The organism is Micromonospora sp. NPDC005174, assembly GCF_040608495.1.
GTDB lineage: Bacteria > Actinomycetota > Actinomycetes > Mycobacteriales > Micromonosporaceae > Micromonospora.
On sequence record NZ_JBEXIJ010000014.1, the window covers coordinates 129,656 to 146,865 of the forward strand.

Here is a 17,210-nt window from a genome sequence, read left to right on the forward strand (position 1 = left end):
CACACTTGGTGCGGTGATGGCGGGGATCTGGCTGGACGTACTGGACGAGATCGCCCGGACGTGCACAACACACGGTCGCGGCGACCTGCTCCAGACGGTTCGGCAGAAGCGTGCCCAACTGCTGGACCCGAGGCTGCGTGTCCTGGTCGTCGGTGAGCCGAACCAGGGCAAGAGTCAGCTCATCAACGCGATCATCAACGCGCCGGCCTGTCCGGTCGGTGACGGCCGGACGACCGTCCTGCCGACAGTGGTGCAGCACGCCGAAGCCGCCAGCGCGACAATCGTCCAGGCGCCGCCACCGCCGGCCGGACGACCCGCCGGGGCGCCGGCGACGCTCGCCGAGCGCACACCCTTGGCGCTCGATGAGGTCGCGGCCGGGGTGTCCGGCACCGTCGGGCGTCGGCCGGGCGGCGGTCCGGCGTACGTCGAGGTTGGCCTGCCCCGCGCGCTGCTCGCCGCCGGACTGGTGCTGGTGGACACTCCCGGCACCGACCAGGTCTCCGCGCTCGGCGCCGCCGCGGAGGTCGCCGCCTCGGCTCGCGCGGACGCCGTTCTGCTGGTCTCGGACTCCACCCGGGAACTCTCGGTGGCCGAGCTGAACATGCTGCTGCACGTCATGCGCTCGCAACCGAACGTGGTGGTGGTGCAGAGCAAGACCGACCTGGTGGCGGACTGGCGGACGGTGGCCGAGCGCAACCGGCAACACCTCGCCGACGCGGGCGTGGCGGCGCCGCTGGTCCCGGTGTCGGCGACGCTGCGGCTGCGTGCGGCGGCGGCCGACGACCGTGGCCTCAACGCCGAGTCCGGCTTCCCCGTACTGATCGCCCGCCTGCAACGGGATCTGGCCGGCAAGGCCGACCACCTGGCGCGGGCGTCGGTGCAGGCGGTGGCGCGTACGGTGGTGGAGCAACTGGCCGCGCCGCTGCGCGCCGAGTTGGCGACGCAGGAGGCCGAGGAGCAGTCCGGGCCGATCTCACGGCTGCACGCGGCCCAGCGGGAGGTCGACGAGCTGCGTCGCTGCTCGACCCGCTGGCAGAACACCCTCACCGACGAGATCGCCGACCTGCTCTCCGACATCGAGTACGACCTGCGTGACCGGACCCGCCAGATTCTGCGTGCGGTGGACGAGGCGTTCGACACGGCCGACCCCCTCGTCGCCTGGGACACCTTCGACGAGTGGTTGGCGCGCAGTCTCGTCGAGGCCGCGGAAGCCAACCGCGAGTGGCTGGTGCAGCGCTGCGACTGGATCGCCCGCCGGGTGGCCGCCCACTTCGACAGGTACGGCTACGACGTGCTGCCGCCCTGGTCGATGACGATGCCGGAGGATCTCGGTGACCGGCTGCCGGATCTGGAACGGCCGAGGGTCGACCGGTTCACGACCGGCCAGAAGCTGTTCACCGGCATGAAGGGCTCGTACGGCGGCATGCTGATGTTCGGGCTCGCGACCACCCTGGCCGGGATGCCGATGATCAACCCGGTCTCGGTCGGGATCGGCGCCCTGTTCGGCGGCAAGAGCATCCGCGACGAGGGCAAGCAGATGCTGCGCCGCCGGCAGGCGACCGTGAAGACCGCCATCCAGCGGCATGTCGACGAGTTCTTCGTCCGGATGGTCCGGGAGTGCCGGGACACCACCCGACAGGTGCAACGGATGCTGCGCGATCACTTCACGGCCCTGACCGAGGAGTTGCAGGAGGCCATCGTTCAGTCGTTCCGCAGCGCGAAGCAGGAGGCCGACACCGACGTCGCCCTGCGCGAGCAGCGACAGCGGGAGATCCGGTCGAAGATGACCCGCCTCGCCGCGCTCTACGAGCAGTCCCAGCAACTGACCGCCACCCGGTCGAGGCCGGTGCTGCTGGAGCCCGGGGCATGACGGTCGGGGTGCGGTTGGACGAGGCGGCCTGGGGGTTGTTGCACCAGGCGTTGGACGTCTACCAGCACGACGCGCGGGCCGTCGGACGGTTGCGACACCAGATCGCGCGGTTCGAGCAGCCCCTGCGGATCGCTGTCGCCGGCCCGTGGCGGGCGGGCAAGTCGACGGTGCTCAACGCGCTGATGGGGGAGGAGGTCGCACCGGTCGAGGGTGCCGACGGCGCGTTCACCTGGTACGAGGACGGCGCGTCGCCGGCGGCCACCGCCTACCTGGTGGGGCAGCCTCCGCAGGAGTTGACGGTGGTCAAGTCGGCGACCGGTATGCGGGTGGACCTCGGTTGGCGGGCCGGGGAGGTACGCGACATCGTGGTGCGGTGGCCGACACGGGCGTTGCGGCAGGTGACGCTGATCGACACCCCGGCGCTCACGGCGGTCGACGACCAGGGGCACACGCCGGTGCTGGATCGCGTCCTGGCCGACGCGGACGCGGTGTTGTTCCTGACCCGTGACGGCCGCGACAGCGATCTGCGGGTGGTGGAGTCCGGTCGGGACAGCGCCGTCGCGCAGGCCGCCCCGGTGAACGTGATCATGGTGTTGTCCCGGGCGGACGAGGTCGGCGGTGGCCGGGTCGACGGGTTGCTCACCGCCCGTCAGTTGGCCCGCCGGCACCACCGTGATCCCCGGGTGGGCGCGCTGGCCGTCAACGTGGTGGCGTGCAGCGGGGCTATCGGCCTCGCGGGCCGGTTGCTCAGCGAGTCCGACTTCGTCGCCCTCGCGACGCTGGCCGGGGTGCCCCGCGCCGAGATGGAGGCCCACCTGCTCTCCGCGGACCGCTTCGTCCGTGGCGAGCTTCCGGTACGCCTCGACCCCGAGGTGCGCGCGGGCCTGCTGGAACGGTTCGGCCTCTTCGGTATCCGGCTCGCGACGACCCTGGTACGCGGCGGGTTCGACACCCGGGTGACGATGTCGGCCGAGCTGATCCGGCGCAGTGGGCTCACCGAGCTGCGCGAGTCGATGACCCGCTGTTTCGTCGATCGCCGCGACGCGCTCAAGGCGCGCTCGGCGCTGGCGGCGGTGGAGTCCCTGGTGCGTGACGAGCCGGTCCGGGGCAGCGACGAGTTGGTCGGCGCGATCGAGCAGATCCTGGCGGGCGCGCACGAGTTCCGTGAGTTACGCCTGCTGGTGGCGTTGCGCAATGCGCGTCCCGGTTTCGACGCCGAGTTGGCCGCCGAGGCACAGCGTCTGGTCGGCGGCGACGGGGTCTCCCTGGCCGCCCGGCTCGGTGTCGAGCACGGGGCGACCGCGCAGCGGCTGTGGGAGGTCGCCGCCGACGCCCAGTGGCGGTGGCGGGACCGGGCCGAGGATCCGCTGCTACCGCTGACCCAGCGGCGCGGGGCGGAGGTCGTCGTGCGCAGCTGCGAGGGCATGCTGGCCGAGTTGACCGCCGACGGTCGCTGAGCGGTCACGAGTCCAACCGGGACGCTGCGGCGCGCGTTTCCCCGCGATCAACCCATTGACACGGCCGTGGTCTCCCGGCAGCATCTGCCCAACATCCACCGGATCTGCCCTCGCTTGTCAGGCACGCCCGATGACAACGATGTCAGGCCCGGTTGACCGTCCACTACCACCACCCCCTTCGCCCATCCGCTCGACGTCCTCGACCGGATCGAGTCGAAAGGTCCCGCCCCCATGCCGTATCTCCCCCGTGCGCGCACCGTCTCCCTGCGGATGGCCGCCGCGACGACCGCCATCCTGCTGCCCCTGGGGCTGGTCGTCGGCGCGCCCCTGGCCAGCGCCGCGCCCAGCGCCCCGCCGGGTGCCTTCCGATCCTCGTTCGAGTCGGCCGACCCGAAGCCCGCCGCGAGCACCGTCGAGGTGGACCGCTCGGGTCGACCCGTGCAGGGCAACCTGAGCGGGTCGAGCAGCGCCAACCTGCCCGGCAGCCTGCTCGGTCAGGTCGAGGCCGTCACCGCGAGCGCCCAGAACCCGCCGAACGAGATCGCGGCGAACCTCGCCGACGGGAACCCGTCGACCAAGTGGCTGGCGTTCGAATCGGCCGCGTGGGTGACGTACCAGCTGGCGAAGCCCGCGGTCGTCAAGCGGTACGCGCTGACCTCGGCCGACGACGAGCCGGGCCGCGACCCCCGCGACTTCACCCTCCAGGGGTCCACCGACGGCAGCACCTGGGTCGACCTGGACCGCCAGACGCAGCAGCGTTTCGCCAAGCGGTTCGCCACCAACACGTACGGCGTCACCAACACGACGGCCTACGGCTGGTACCGACTGTCCATCTCCGCCAACTCCGGCGAGTCCCTCACCCAGCTCGCCAGCTGGGACATCAGCGACGGCTCGGACGTCCGGCCGCCGGCGACGCCCATGGTCACCGACGTCGGCCCCGGGCCGGTCGGCGGCTACACGACGAAGCCGAGCGTCGGCTTCACCGGGCTGGCCGCGCTGCGGTACTCCGGTGGCGCCCAGGCCGCCGGTCGCTCGTACGCGACGAACCGGCTGTTCGACGTCGACATCCCGGTCGGACCGCACACCCGCCTGTCGTACCGGATCTTCCCCGAGTTCACCGGTCAGGACGCCCGGTACCCGTCCACCTACGCGTCCGTCGACCTGCGCTTCACCGACGGCAGCTACCTCAGTGGACGGTCGGCAGTCGACCAGCACGGCTACCCGCTGACGCCGGCCGGCCAGGGCGCGTCGAAGGTGCTCTACGCCGACCAGTGGAACGCGGTGAGCGCGGACCTCGGCGTCGTCGCGCGCGGCAAGACGATCGACCGGGTCCTGCTCGCCTACGACAATCCGCAGGCCACCGGGGAGACCCGGTTCCAGGGATGGCTCGACGACATCGAGCTGACGGGCACGCCGACGGCAGTCGACGGCTCCCGCCTGACCAACTACGTCGACACCCGGCGCGGCACCAACTCCACGGGCGGGTTCTCGCGCGGCAACAACCTGCCGATCACGGCCGTGCCGAACGGGTTCAACTTCTTCACCCCGGTGACCGACGCGACCTCCGACTCCTGGGAGTACGACTACCACCGGGCCAACAACGCCGCCAACCTGCCCACGTTGCAGGGCCTCGCGATCTCCCACGAGCCCAGCCCGTGGATGGGCGACCGCAACCAGATGTCGGTGATGCCGGTGGCCGGCGACGGCCCCCTCACCGGAGCACCCGCCAGCCGGGCGCTCGCCTTCCGCCACGAGGACGAGACGGCACGTCCGGACCTCTACCGGGTCGCGCTGCAGAACGGCCTGGTCGCGGAGATGGCACCCACCGACCACGCCGGCATCATGCGGTTCACCTTCGGTCCCGGACCGGCGACCGGAAGTCTCGTCTTCACCAAGGGCACCTTCACCCTCGGGACGGACAGCACGTTCACCGGCTGGGTCGACAACGGAAGCGGCCTCTCGGCCGGGCGTAGCCGCATGTTCGTGTCCGGCGAGTTCGACCGGGTGCCGACGGCGGCCACCGCGACGTCCGCGACCTTCGACGTGTCCGCGAACCGGCAGGTGACGATGCGGATCGCGACCTCGTTCCTCTCCGTCGACCAGGCTCGTCGCAACCTCGACCTGGAGGTCACCGGCCGCAGCTTCGACGCGATCCGGGACGCCGCCACCGCCGCCTGGAAGGACCGGCTCGGCCGGGTCGAGCTGCGGGGTGCGACCGAGACGCAACTGGTCACCATGTACTCGAACCTGTACCGGCTGAACCTCTACCCGAACTCCCAGTCGGAGAACACCGGCACCGCCGCCGCCCCCCGCTGGCAGTACGCCAGCCCGGTGTCCGCGCCGGCCGGCACGTCGACCGCCACCCGGACCGGCGCGAAGATCGTCGACGGGCAGATCTACGTCAACAACGGTTTCTGGGACACCTACCGCACGGTGTGGCCCGCGTACGCGTTGCTCTACCCGGACGTCGCCGCGAAGATCTCGGACGGGTTCGTCCAGCACTACCGCGACGGCGGCTGGATCGCCCGCTGGTCGTCGCCCGGCTACGCCGACCTGATGACCGGCACCAGCGCGAACGTGGCCCTCGCGCAGGCGTACCTCAGCGGGGTGAAACTGCCCGACCCGCTCGCGGCGTACGACGCGGCGGTGAAGGACGCGACCGTCGCATCCGGGCGCGGCGCGGTCGGCCGCAAGGGCATCGAGACGTCGCTGTTCCTCGGCTATACCCCGACCTCCACGGGCGAGTCCGTGTCGTGGGCGCTGGAGGGCTACATCAACGACTACGGCATCGGCAACATGGCCGCAGCCCTGGCCAAGGACCCGGCCACCCCGAAGTCGCGGCGCGACCGGCTCACGGAGGAGTCCCGGTACTTCCTGGAGCGTGCGCGCAACTACGTCCACCTCTTCGACGACAGGACGAAGCTCTTCCAGGGCCGCGACGCCTCCGGCACGTTCCTCGCCGGTGACCCGCTGGACTGGGGCGGCGTGTACACCGAGACCAACGGTTGGAACTTCGCGTTCACCGCGCAGCAGGACCCGCAGGGCCTGATCAACCTGTACGGCGGGCAGAAGGCGTTGCGCGACAAGCTCGACACCTTCTTCGCCACGCCGGAGAACGCCGACCGCCCCGGCGGCTACGGCGGCGTCATCCACGAGATGCTCGAAGCCCGCGCGGTGCGACTGGGCCAGCTCGGCATGAGCAACCAGCCCTCGCACCACATCCCGTACCTGTACGACGTCGCCGGCGCTCCCGCCAGGACGCAGGCGGTCGTGCGCGAGATCATGCGGCGTCTCTACGTGGGCAGCGAGATCGGCCAGGGCTACCTGGGCGACGAGGACAACGGCGAGATGTCGGCCTGGTACGTCCTCAGCTCGCTGGGCATCTACCCGTTGCAGGCCGGGTCGACCCACTGGGCGATCGGTTCGCCGCAGTTCACCCGGATGACCGTGCACCGACCGACCGGCGACATCGTGGTCAACGCCGCGAACAACAACGACCGCAACGTGTACGTGCAGAGCGTGAAGGTCAACGGCAAGAAGCAGCGCGGGGTCTCCGTCGAGGTGTCCGCGCTCTCCAGGGGCGGCACGATCGACTTCCAGATGGGACCGAACCCGTCGTCCTGGGGCGCCGGACGCAACGACGTGCCGCCGTCACTGACCAAGGGTGATGCCGTGCCCGAGCCGTTGCAGGACGTCACCGGACCGGGCCTCGGCACCGCCACCGTCAGCGGCGGGCAGGACGCGTCCACGCTGTTCGACGACTCGTCCACCACCCAGCTCACCGCGTCGACGGGTACGCCGCGGATCGGCTGGACCGCCCGCGGCGGCCGGCAGAAGCCGACCTACTACACGCTCACCTCCGGCGCTGCCGCAGGTGATCCGGCGGACTGGCGGTTGCAGGGCTCCACCGACGGCCTCACCTGGAGCACCCTCGACTCCCGGGCGGGCGAGGTGTTCGCCTGGCGCAACCAGACCCGGCCGTTCCGGATCGACAAGCCCGGGCGGTACGCGCAGTTCCGCCTCGTCGTGACCAGGACGGTCGGCGGGGAGCGGCCGACCCTCGCCGAGATCGAACTGCTCGCCGGTGGCGACCTCGACCTGGCCGGCGGCGACATCACGGTGACCGCCACCGACGGCGCGCACGCGCTCTCCGGCGCACCCGCGACTGTGGCGCTGGCCACCGTCACCGGCGGCGTCGCCGACGACTACCGCGCGACGATCGACTGGGGTGACGGCTCACCGGCCACCGCGGGCACCCTGACCCTGAGTTCCCGGGCGGTCTACCGGATCAGTGGCGAGCACACCTACGCCACTCCCGGCTACCACCAGGCGACCGTCACGGTGACCGACGGCGTCGGCCAGGGCTCGGTGACGGTCGGCGTCGACGTCGCGTACGCGCCGGCGAACGGCCTCGCCGCGGCGTTCGACACCGTGTGCGTCGGCGACGAGGGCACCCTCGCGGCGGACTGCGACGCGAAGTCGTGGGCGTACTCGCGGGCCGCGCTCGCGGCGGCCGGTGTGACGCAGGGGCAGCGGCAGCAGGTGCCGGGCACGGCGCTGGGCTTCACCCTGCCGCAGATCCCGGCCGGGCAGCCGGACAACGCCACCGGCAACGGCGCGACGATCGACCTGCGCCTACCGTCCGATGCCCGGACGATCTCGTTCGTCGGCGCCGGCACGCAGGGCAACCAGAGCACCACCGGCACGGCGACGTTCAGCGACGGCAGCACCGCCGGCATCCCGATCCAGTTCAGTGACTGGACGCTGGGCGGCAACGCCAACGGCACCCCGTCGTACGGCAACATCGTTGTCGCGAAGTCCGCGTACCGGCTCAGTGGCACGAGCCGCGACGGCGCCCAGCCGTTCCTGTTCGCCACCGCGCCGTACCAGATCCCTGCGGGTAAGACGCTGGTCTCGGTGACCCTGCCGACGCAGACCGGCGATCCCCGCTCGGCGGGCCGGATTCACGTGTTCGCCGTCGCGGACGACGGCACGCCGGCCGCCGCGCTGGCGACCACCGCCCCGAGCGGCCAGAGCGTCGACGCCGGGCAGGTCCTCGCGGCGAACCTCGGGTCGGTCAGCGGCGGTGTCCCCGGCGCGACCGGCTACCGCGCCCGCGTCCAGTGGGGCGACGGCACGGTTCCGGACGACGCCACGGTCGGCGCGGACGGCGCGTTGAGCGGTCGGCACACCTACGCGGCGGAGGGCACCTACACGGTGCGCGTCACCGCGTGGGACACGCTGTCCAGCAGCACCGCCAGCTTCACCGTGACCGTCCGGCGGGCCGGAGCGCGCACCACTCTCGCGGTGTCCGGGACGCAGCCGGTCCTTGCCGGTGACGCGGTCACGGTCGTCGGCAGCGGGTTCGCCGCCGGCGAGCGGGTGACGGTGGGCCTGGCGGCCGGCACGACCCGTGACGTGACGGTCTCGGCGTCCGCGACGGGCACGATCCGCGCGGTCGTCGCGACCTCGGGGAACACGACACCGGGCCGGTACGCGGTCAGCGCCACCGGCGCGTCCTCGAGCACGCCGGCGACGGCCACCGTCCAGGTGACCGCCCCGCCGACGGGCCCGACCTACCAGCCGCGTCTGTCGTTGCCGACGGCGTCCGCACCGCGGGGCACGTCGATCACCGTCGACGGCTCCGGCTTCACGCCGAACGAGGCGATCGCGGTCAGCTTCGGCGACGGCCGTGGGGTCGGCACGGTACGCGCGAACGGTGACGGCGTCGTCGCCGGCGCGACAGTCAGCGTTCCGGATTCGGCGCGGCCGGGCGTGACCAGCGTGACGCTGTCCGGCGGCACGTCGGCGACGCCGGTGTCCCGACCGTTCACGGTCACCGGCGCGAAGTAGGCCGGGTACGACGCAGTCGGGCGGGCCGTGACACACGGCCCGCCCGACTGCGGTTCCGGGTCCACCCGGCCTCGACCCCGAGATGCACGTGCTTCGCGGGTCGCCCCTCGTGCGGCGGCCACCACTGGCGCTCCTCGCCGCCGGCGAGGCATGTCGGTTGTGCGGCACATACCTCAGAGTCATATTCATACCTCTGTGGTATGTCGCTCACCGGCTCTGTCGCCTGCCGAGGGTGACGGGGGCGCGCTCAGCCGGAGCTGCCATCGTCGGCCGTGGTCGGTGAGCCGGACGATCGCCAGCGGCGCGACGTCGAACTGCCGGTACGTCGCCAGTGGCAGATCCAGGGCGTGCACCAGCGCGACGCGGACCACGAGCGGGTGAGTGACCGCCGTGACCCGTCGACCGACGCCACGCTGGGCGTCCAGCCACCGACCGACGCGCTGGCGTAGCGCCGCGACCGACTCGCCACCGTGCGGTGCCGCGTCCGGGCTGGTCAGCCACTCATGCAGCGCCGCGGGCCGCGTCGCGGCGATGTCCTGAAGGGACCGACCGGCCCACTGCCCGTAGTCGCAGTCGGCAAGCGCCGACTCGACCGCGGGCGTCAGGCCGAGGGCGTACGCGGTCTGCACGGCCGCCGTCGCGGGACTGGACAGGCAGGCGTGGCCGTCGCCGGTCCGCCGGCCCGGGTCGACGGGGGACAGGGCGAGGGCGGCGCGCCGGCCGCCCTCGTCCAGGCTGTCGTTCCCGCCGAACCGGGCCTGCCGCAGGGCGGCGGTGTGCCCGTGGGCGACCAACCGCAGGCTGGTGGCGCTCACCCGGCCAGTCGTGCCTCGGCGACCGCGCGTTGGCGGTGCATCAGAGCGGCGAAGAGCAGACCGAGCCCGGTCCACAGCACCACCTGGGTGCCCAGGGAGGCGAGGCGGAAACTCCACAGCAGCGTCGCGGGGAAGTCACCGGGGACCTCCTGGAACGACGGCAGCACCACATAGGAGACGACGGTGACCAGCAGGAAACCGCCGACTGCCGCGCTGGCGCGGAGCCACACCGGCGAGTGCTCGCCGACCGAACGGTAGCCGAGCGAGCCCGACCAGACCGCGACCAGGCCGAGTACCACCATCAACAGGTAGGTGACCGTGCGCTGGTCGATGGTGGACGGGTCGCCGACGGCCGGAGGGTTCGGTGGGTACTTGAGGAACGGCACGATCACCACGCCGAGCAGCGCGCCGCCGGCCAGTAGCAGACCGCCCCGCCCGTCGTCGACGGCCCTGCGTCGCCGGCTCAGCAGGACGTACGCGGTGGCCAGCAGGCCGCCCATCGCGGCGCCGAACAGGCCGGTGGCCAGGAACAGGCCGCCGCGCTGGCCGTTGCGGCCGACCAGGGCGTCCTCGTCGTGCTGGTGCCCGTCGACGGGGGATTCGGCGTGCGTGGCAGCCGCCGCCTCCTCGATGGCGATGGCCGCCTCGACGTGCGGTTCGCCGACGACGTAGGCGAACGTTCCGGCGAGCAGGCCTGCCACCAGGCCGGCGAGCAGGCCGCGCAGCAGGACCGTGACGAACGAGGGTGCGGTGCCGGTGCCGGTCAGTGGCACGGGACACCGAGCAGGTGCCGACCGTCGTGCATCAACTCGTGCAGGTACATGCCGCTGCGGGAGACGGCCCCCTGGTCGAAGGCGACGAGGTAGGTCAGCAGGGCGAGCGCGGCGACCGTGGCCAGGACCGCCCACAGCAGACGGGTCGGGACAGCGGGGTGCACCAGCGGCTGGCTGGACGTGGAGCTGGACATGCGTGCACGAACCTCCTCGGGGATGACGCGTCCCCATCGCAAGGCTGCGGACGACCGAGCGTCCTGGCTCGCGACCCCCGAGTGGGGACCGCTCACAGTGGCGCGACCGCGCCGGATTCTCACCGGCTTCCCTCGCGTCGCCGCAGATAGTGGATCGACCGTATCGGTGCCGGTTCGGCTCAGTCAAGCCGGCGGCGACAGCCGGACGCGCTGCCGCCCGACGTGCGCTCACCGGCCGACTCGAAGGTGTCGACGGTGACCATCACCGTTGACCGCGACACGCCCGGACCCGACATGTGGGGTGTGACAAACGTGGTCCCCCCTATATATGGTGTCGACCGCAGCTGGTTCGGCCGCTCATCCCGAGTGGTCGAGGCAAGAGGGAACCCGGTGGGAATCCGGGACTGTCCCGCAGCGGTGAGTGGGAACGAGCGCCGCCATCAGCACTGGGCCACCAATCGGCCTGGGAAGCGACGGCCAGTAGGAGACCGGCTAGTCCCGGTCGCGCCCACGAGTCCGAAGACCTGCCAGCGCGCCGCGTACCCGACCCCGGGTGTGCGGCGGTCCGAGGCCGCGTGGGACGGCTGACGCCACCTGACCCACGCCGCGCCGGCGTGGCGTCCGACGGTGTCCGTCTCCTCGCGTCCGAGGACCGTGAGGTCTCGAACTCCCGAGGAGTGAGTGGTGACAGTCACCGAGGTGGTACCGGTCAGCGGCGAAGCCCTGCGGCGGACACCGATGCAGGTCCGCAAACGCGACGGCGGCACCGAGGCCGTCGACGTCAACAGGATCGTGCGGGCGGTCGAGCGGTGGGCCGACGACCTGACCGACGTCGACCCGATGCGGGTCGCCACCCGTACGATCAGCGGCCTCTACGACGGCGCGACGACGGCGGAGCTGGACCGGCTGTCCATCCAGACGGCAGCCGAGATGATCGGCGCGGAACCGCAGTACTCGCGCCTGGCCGCGCGCCTGTTGGCCGGCTATGTCGACAAGGAGGTCCGTCGGCAGGGCATCGCCTCGTTCAGCGCGGCGATCCGGGCCGGCCACGCCGTGGGCCTGATCGGCGACGAGACCGCCGCGTTCGTCAACGCGCACGCCGAGACCTTCGACAACGCCGTCGACGCCGACGGTGACCGTCGGTTCGAGTACTTCGGCCTGCGCACGGTCTACGACCGGTACCTGCTGCGTCACCCCACCTCAAGGTTGGTGCTGGAGACCCCGCAGTACTGGCTGCTGCGGGTGGCCTGCGGCCTGTCGCGTACGCCTGACGAAGCGATCGACTTCTACCGGCTCATGTCCAGCCTCGCCTATCTGCCCAGCTCACCGACGTTGTTCAACTCCGGCACCCGGCACACGCAGATGTCCTCGTGCTATCTGGTCGACTCGCCGCGCGACGAGCTGGACTCGATCTACGCGCGCTACGCCCAGGTCGCCAACCTGTCCAAGTTCGCCGGTGGCATCGGCATCGCGTACTCCCGGGTCCGGTCCCGCGGTGCGCTGATCCGGGGCACCAACGGGCAGTCCAACGGAATCGTGCCGTGGCTGCGCACACTGGACGCGAGCGTCGCCGCGGTCAACCAGGGCGGTCGACGCAAGGGCGCGGCCTGCGTCTACCTCGAGCCGTGGCACCCGGACATCGAGGAGTTCCTCCAGCTACGCGACAACACCGGCGAGGACGCCCGCCGTACCCACAACCTCAACCTGGCCAACTGGATTCCGGACGAGTTCATGCGCCGGGTCGAGGCGGACGAGATGTGGTCGCTGTTCGACCCCGACGAGGTGCCGGAACTGCCGGACCTGTGGGGGGAGCGGTTCGACGCCGCGTACCGGGCGGCCGAGGCGCAGGGTCGGTACGTGCGGCAGCTGCCGGCGCGTGAGCTGTACGGGAAGATGATGCGGACCCTGGCCCAGACCGGCAACGGCTGGATGACCTTCAAGGACGCGGCCAACCGGCTGTGCAACCAGACGGCCGAGCCGGGCAACGTGGTGCACCTCTCCAACCTCTGTACCGAGATCATCGAGGTGTCCAGCGACGCCGAGACCGCCGTGTGCAACCTCGGCTCGGTGAACGTCGCCGCCCACCTGAGCGACGACGGCATCGACTGGGAACGGCTGCGCGCCACGGTCCGTACCGCCGTGACGTTCCTCGACCGGGTCATCGACATCAACTACTACCCGACGCCGCAGGCGGCGGCGAGCAACCCCCGCTGGCGTCCGGTCGGGCTCGGGTTGATGGGGTTGCAGGACGTGTTCTTCGCGCTGCGGCTGCCGTTCGACTCGCCGGCCGCGCGGGAGCTGTCCACGCGGATCAGCGAGGAGCTGTACCTCACCGCGCTGGAGACCTCCGCCGACCTGGCCCGCCGGTTCGGGGCACACCCGGCGTTCGCGCAGACCCGTGCCGCGCGGGGGCGCCTGCAACCGGACCTGTGGGGTGTCGAGGGTACGCAGACCGCGCGCTGGGCCGCGCTGCGCCAGGAGGTCGAGGAGTACGGGCTGCGCAACTCGCTGCTGGTGGCGGTCGCCCCGACCGCGACGATCGCCTCGATCGCCGGCTGCTACGAGTGCGTCGAGCCGCAGGTGTCCAACCTCTTCAAGCGCGAGACCCTGTCGGGGGAGTTCCTCCAGGTCAACACCGCTCTGGTACGCGAGTTGAAGGCCCGTGGTCTGTGGACCGAGCAGATCCGGTCGGCGATCAAGCGGGCCGATGGCTCGGTGCAGTCGGTCGCGGAGCTGCCGGCCGACGTGCGGGAGCTGTTCCGCACCGCGTGGGAGCTGCCGCAGCGGGCGCTGATCGACCTGGCCGCTGCCCGCGCCCCGTTCATCGACCAGTCCCAGTCGCTGAACCTGTTCCTGGCCTCGCCCACCATCGGCAAGCTCTCCTCGATGTACCTGTACGCCTGGAAGTCCGGCCTGAAGACCACCTACTACCTGCGCTCGCGCCCCGCCACGCGTATCCAGCAGGCGACCGTCGCGGTGGTCACGCCGTCGACGGGCGACGCCGAGGCGTTGGCCTGCTCGCTGGAGAACCCCGAGTCGTGCGAGGCGTGCCAGTGACCGTCGCCGACCCCACCACCGACAGCACCGCCGACGCGAGGACCACACACATGCTGCTCGACCCCGGGATGGACCTCACGCTGCGTCCGATGCGTTACCCGCACTTCTTCGACCGGTTCCGGGACGCCATCCGCAACACGTGGACGGTGGAGGAGGTCGACCTGCACGCCGACCTCGCCGACCTGGACCGGTTGTCGCCGGCCGAGCGGCACCTGGTCAGCCGTCTCGTGGCGTTCTTCGCCACCGGCGACACGATCGTCGCCAACAACCTCGTGCTCAACCTGTACCAGCACGTCAACAGCCCCGAGGGTCGGCTCTACCTGTCGCGGCAACTGTTCGAGGAGGCCGTGCACGTCCAGTTCTACCTCAACCTGCTCGACACGTACGTGCCGGACGAGACCGAGCGGTTCGCGGCGTTCGCGGCCATCGAGAACATCCCGTCGATCCGTCGCAAGGCGGAGTTCTGCTTCCGGTGGATCGATTCGTTGCAGGAGATGCGGGAGCTGCGTACCCGCGAGGACCGGCGGGCGTTCCTGCTCAACCTGATCTGCTTCGCCGCCTGCATCGAGGGCCTGTTCTTCTACGGCGCGTTCGCGTACGTCTACTTCCTGCGCTCGCGTGGCCTGCTGCACGGTCTGGCGTCCGGGACCAACTGGGTGTTCCGCGACGAGTCCATGCACATGGCGTTCGCGTTCGACGTCGTCGACACCGTCCGCGCCGAGGAACCCGACCTGTTCGACGACGACCTCGCCGAACAGGTTCGCCGGATGCTCACCGAGGCCGTCGAGTGCGAGGTCCGGTTCGCCGAGGACCTGGTGGGTCAGGGGGTGCCCGGTCTCACCCTCGTGGACATGCGGGAGTACCTCCAGCACGTCGCCGACCGCCGTCTGGCCCAGCTCGGGATCGCACCGCACTACGGGTCGGCCAATCCGTTCGCCTTCATGGAGTTGCAGGACGTGCAGGAGCTGTCCAACTTCTTCGAGCGGCGGGTGTCGGCGTACCAGGTCGGTGTGAGCGGCGCGGTCGCCTTCGACGACGACTTCTAGGACCCCCACCCCACCCCCTCCCCGCCCCGTCGAGCATGACGTTGTTGCTCCCTATCGGCGTTCGGGGGCCCCAGCTTCATGATCGACGTCGGCGGCGGACGGGGTGTGGGGATGGGGTGGGGGTGTTCTTGGGGGTGGGACGGTGGATCAGGCGGGGGTGCAGGTCGGCGTGCTGGCCGGGGGACTGGTTGAGGTGATGGAGCTGAGGTAGCCGGCGGTGGTCGACGCGCCCGGCGCGAGTTGGCCGTTGTAACTGGCGTTCGCGACGCTCACCTGGCTGCCCGACTGGGCGAGTGTGCCGTTCCACACCTGCGACACCGTCTGTCCACTGGCCAGTGTCCAGGTGACCTGCCAGCCGTTGAGCGTGGACGATCCGGAGTTGGTGACCGACAGCCGCCCCTCGAACCCGCCCTGCCAGGTGTTGACCACGGTGTTGGTGACCCCGCAGGACGGCCCACCCGGGCCGGTCGGCGTCGGTGTCGGCGTCGTGGTGGGGGTCGGCGTCGGAGTGGGCGTCGGGGTCGGGGTCGGGGTAGGCGTCGGAGTGGGCGTCGGGGTGGGGGTCGGCGTGGGCGTGGTGCCGTTGGCCTGGAACTGCCACCAGTCGAGGTTGAACAGGGTGCCGCTGCCGCCGGTGAACCGCAGGTACAGGTCCTGGGTGCCGGTGGCGCCCGAGATCGGGCAGGAGATGGTCTGCCACGCCTGCCAACCGCCGGTGCCGGGCACCGCGCAGCTGCCCACCCGGGTGCCGGTGGGGCTACCGAGGCGCAGTTCGACGGTGCCGCCGGACGCGGCCGAGGCGACCCGCGCGGAGAACGACGTCGCGCCCGTACCGAAGCCGACGCCCTTGACCTTGATGTAGTCCCCGTTCTCGATCCACCCGACGTTCATGCCGCCCCCGCTGGCCGGCTCGGTTTCGATGCCGGAGCCCCAGGCGATGGTCTCGGCCTCCTGCCGCACGTACGGGTTCAGCGTGCCGACCTGGGGCGCGCCCGTCGTGGTCATGTTGATCGTCGGGATCGTGCCGTTGGTGTTGTACGTGAACTTCTCCACGGCCACCGAGCGGGTGTAACCGCTGCCGCCGGGCAGCGCGCCGTTGTGGTAGAAGAAGTACGATCCGCCGTTGAAGTCGATGACCCCGGGGTGGTTGGTGAAGCTCGCGCCCTGGCGGGGCATGACCGTTCCGCGATAGGTCCAGGGGCCGGTCGGGCCCGTCGCGGTCGAGTAACCGATGAACTCGGAGCAGCACTCCGCCGCGAACACGTTGTAGTAGATGCCGTTACGTTTGTAGACCCACGGACCCTCCTCGTAGAGGGTGGGCCGGCTCGCGTTGCCCGTCCGGGTGCCGAACCCGGCGGTGGTGAGCGGGATCTTCGTGGCGCTGCCGCTGTACGAGATCATGTCCGCGTTCAGCCGGACGTACCACAGGTTCGGGTTGCCCCAGTACAGGTACGCCTGGCCGTCGTCGTCGACGAAGACCGTGGGGTCGATCTCGCCGTTGCCCACCAGGGGACGGCCGATGGCGTCCCGGAACGGTCCGGTGGGACTGTCGGCGACGGCGACGCCGATGGCCATCGAGTTGGTCGCCCGGGCGGTGACCGGCACGTACCAGTAGAACTTGCCGTTGCGGGCGACGACCTGGCCGGCCCAGGCGTTGGCGCTCGCCCAGCTGAAGGTGGCGAGGCTCAGCGGGGAGCCGTGGTCGGTCCAGTTGACCATGTCGGCCGACGACCAGACCCGCCAGTCCTTCATCGTGAAGTACGAGGAGCCGTCCTCGTCGTGGCCGGTGTAGAGGTAGACCCGTCCGTTGTGGACCAGGGGTGCCGGGTCGGCGGTGTAGATGTGCTGGACGATGGGGTTGTCCGCGCGGGCGGCCGTGGCCGGCATCAGCGTCGAGACGAGCAGCAGGCTCGTGAGCCAGGCGAGGCCGCGCCGGAGCCGGGTCTTGGTCCGTGGTGGCGGTGTGGGGTGCATCGGTACCTCCAGGGTGGGTCACGACGGGCGGGGCGGCTCGCCGCGTGCGCTGGTGGCGTGTCGCGTGTGTCGTCGCGTGTCGATCGGGGCGGCCGCGGCGGTGCCGCGGGCACGGCGGGAGGGAGTTGGTCGTCTGCCGTGGCTCCCGCGTGCGGCGGCCCGCCGCTGTCG

9 protein-coding genes and 2 riboswitches are annotated in these 17,210 nt (G+C 71.2%); of the genes, 5 read left to right on the top strand and 4 right to left on the bottom strand.

The window, feature by feature from the left end; genetic code table 11:
* Nucleotides 1-16: 16 nt before the first annotated feature.
* The 3 genes from ABZU91_RS17560 (at nt 17) to ABZU91_RS17570 (ending at nt 9,180) form a co-directional block, all read left to right on the top strand.
* Complete coding sequence (locus ABZU91_RS17560; RefSeq protein ID WP_355241107.1) at nt 17-1,870, top strand: dynamin family protein; 1,854 nt, start codon at nt 17-19, stop codon at nt 1,868-1,870.
* Nucleotides 1,867-3,327 (top strand): hypothetical protein, encoded by a 1,461-nt coding sequence (locus ABZU91_RS17565; protein ID WP_355241020.1) that lies wholly within the window; start codon nt 1,867-1,869, stop codon nt 3,325-3,327. The genes ABZU91_RS17560 and ABZU91_RS17565 overlap by 4 nt, the downstream gene beginning before the upstream one ends.
* Before the next feature lie 231 nt (nt 3,328-3,558).
* Nucleotides 3,559-9,180 (top strand): GH92 family glycosyl hydrolase, encoded by a 5,622-nt coding sequence (locus ABZU91_RS17570; protein WP_355241023.1) that lies wholly within the window; start codon nt 3,559-3,561, stop codon nt 9,178-9,180.
* Between the two features lie 185 nt (nt 9,181-9,365).
* Here ABZU91_RS17570 and ABZU91_RS17575 read toward each other — a convergent pair whose 3' ends face one another.
* From ABZU91_RS17575 to ABZU91_RS17585, 3 genes are read right to left on the bottom strand one after another with little or no spacing between them, the layout of a single operon-like run.
* Entirely contained in the window at nt 9,366-9,995 is a 630-nt protein-coding gene (locus ABZU91_RS17575) for a histidine phosphatase family protein (RefSeq protein ID WP_355241026.1), read from the bottom strand.
* Nucleotides 9,992-10,768, bottom strand: coding sequence for a CbtA family protein (locus ABZU91_RS17580; RefSeq protein WP_355241029.1), 777 nt, complete (start codon nt 10,766-10,768; stop codon nt 9,992-9,994). Before ABZU91_RS17580 ends, ABZU91_RS17575 begins: the two co-directional genes overlap by 4 nt.
* On the bottom strand, nt 10,759-10,962 hold the full coding sequence (locus ABZU91_RS17585; protein ID WP_355241032.1) for a CbtB domain-containing protein: 204 nt from the start codon (nt 10,960-10,962) through the stop codon (nt 10,759-10,761). Before ABZU91_RS17585 ends, ABZU91_RS17580 begins: the two co-directional genes overlap by 10 nt.
* Before the next feature lie 34 nt (nt 10,963-10,996).
* Nucleotides 10,997-11,136, bottom strand: a riboswitch (cobalamin riboswitch).
* A 154-nt stretch (nt 11,137-11,290) separates the two neighbouring features.
* A riboswitch (cobalamin riboswitch) is annotated at nt 11,291-11,509 on the top strand.
* A gap of 191 nt (nt 11,510-11,700) precedes the next feature.
* Between ABZU91_RS17585 and ABZU91_RS17590 the strand changes: the two genes are divergently transcribed.
* Together ABZU91_RS17590 and ABZU91_RS17595 are read left to right on the top strand one after the other, a co-directional pair.
* Nucleotides 11,701-14,019 (top strand): ribonucleoside-diphosphate reductase subunit alpha, encoded by a 2,319-nt coding sequence (locus ABZU91_RS17590; RefSeq protein WP_355241110.1) that lies wholly within the window; start codon nt 11,701-11,703, stop codon nt 14,017-14,019.
* A gap of 50 nt (nt 14,020-14,069) precedes the next feature.
* A complete protein-coding gene (locus tag ABZU91_RS17595) occupies nt 14,070-15,065 on the top strand; it encodes a ribonucleotide-diphosphate reductase subunit beta (RefSeq protein ID WP_355241113.1) in 996 nt (331 codons plus the stop codon).
* A 147-nt stretch (nt 15,066-15,212) separates the two neighbouring features.
* Here ABZU91_RS17595 and ABZU91_RS17600 read toward each other — a convergent pair whose 3' ends face one another.
* Entirely contained in the window at nt 15,213-16,952 is a 1,740-nt protein-coding gene (locus tag ABZU91_RS17600) for a family 43 glycosylhydrolase (protein ID WP_355241116.1), read from the bottom strand.
* Between the last annotated feature and the right edge of the window lie 258 nt (nt 16,953-17,210).

Bases quoted from the DNA above. Each gene is read 5' to 3' on its own strand.
- ABZU91_RS17560 (WP_355241107.1), top strand. From the start codon at position 17: ATGGCGGGGATCTGGCTGGACGTACTGGACGAGATCGCCCGGACGTGC.
- ABZU91_RS17565 (WP_355241020.1), top strand. From the start codon at position 1,867: ATGACGGTCGGGGTGCGGTTGGACGAGGCGGCCTGGGGGTTGTTGCAC.
- ABZU91_RS17570 (WP_355241023.1), top strand. From the start codon at position 3,559: ATGCCGTATCTCCCCCGTGCGCGCACCGTCTCCCTGCGGATGGCCGCC.
- ABZU91_RS17585 (WP_355241032.1), bottom strand. From the start codon at position 10,962: ATGTCCAGCTCCACGTCCAGCCAGCCGCTGGTGCACCCCGCTGTCCCG.
- ABZU91_RS17590 (WP_355241110.1), top strand. From the start codon at position 11,701: ATGCAGGTCCGCAAACGCGACGGCGGCACCGAGGCCGTCGACGTCAAC.
- ABZU91_RS17595 (WP_355241113.1), top strand. From the start codon at position 14,070: ATGCTGCTCGACCCCGGGATGGACCTCACGCTGCGTCCGATGCGTTAC.
- ABZU91_RS17600 (WP_355241116.1), bottom strand. From the start codon at position 16,952: ATGCCGGCCACGGCCGCCCGCGCGGACAACCCCATCGTCCAGCACATC.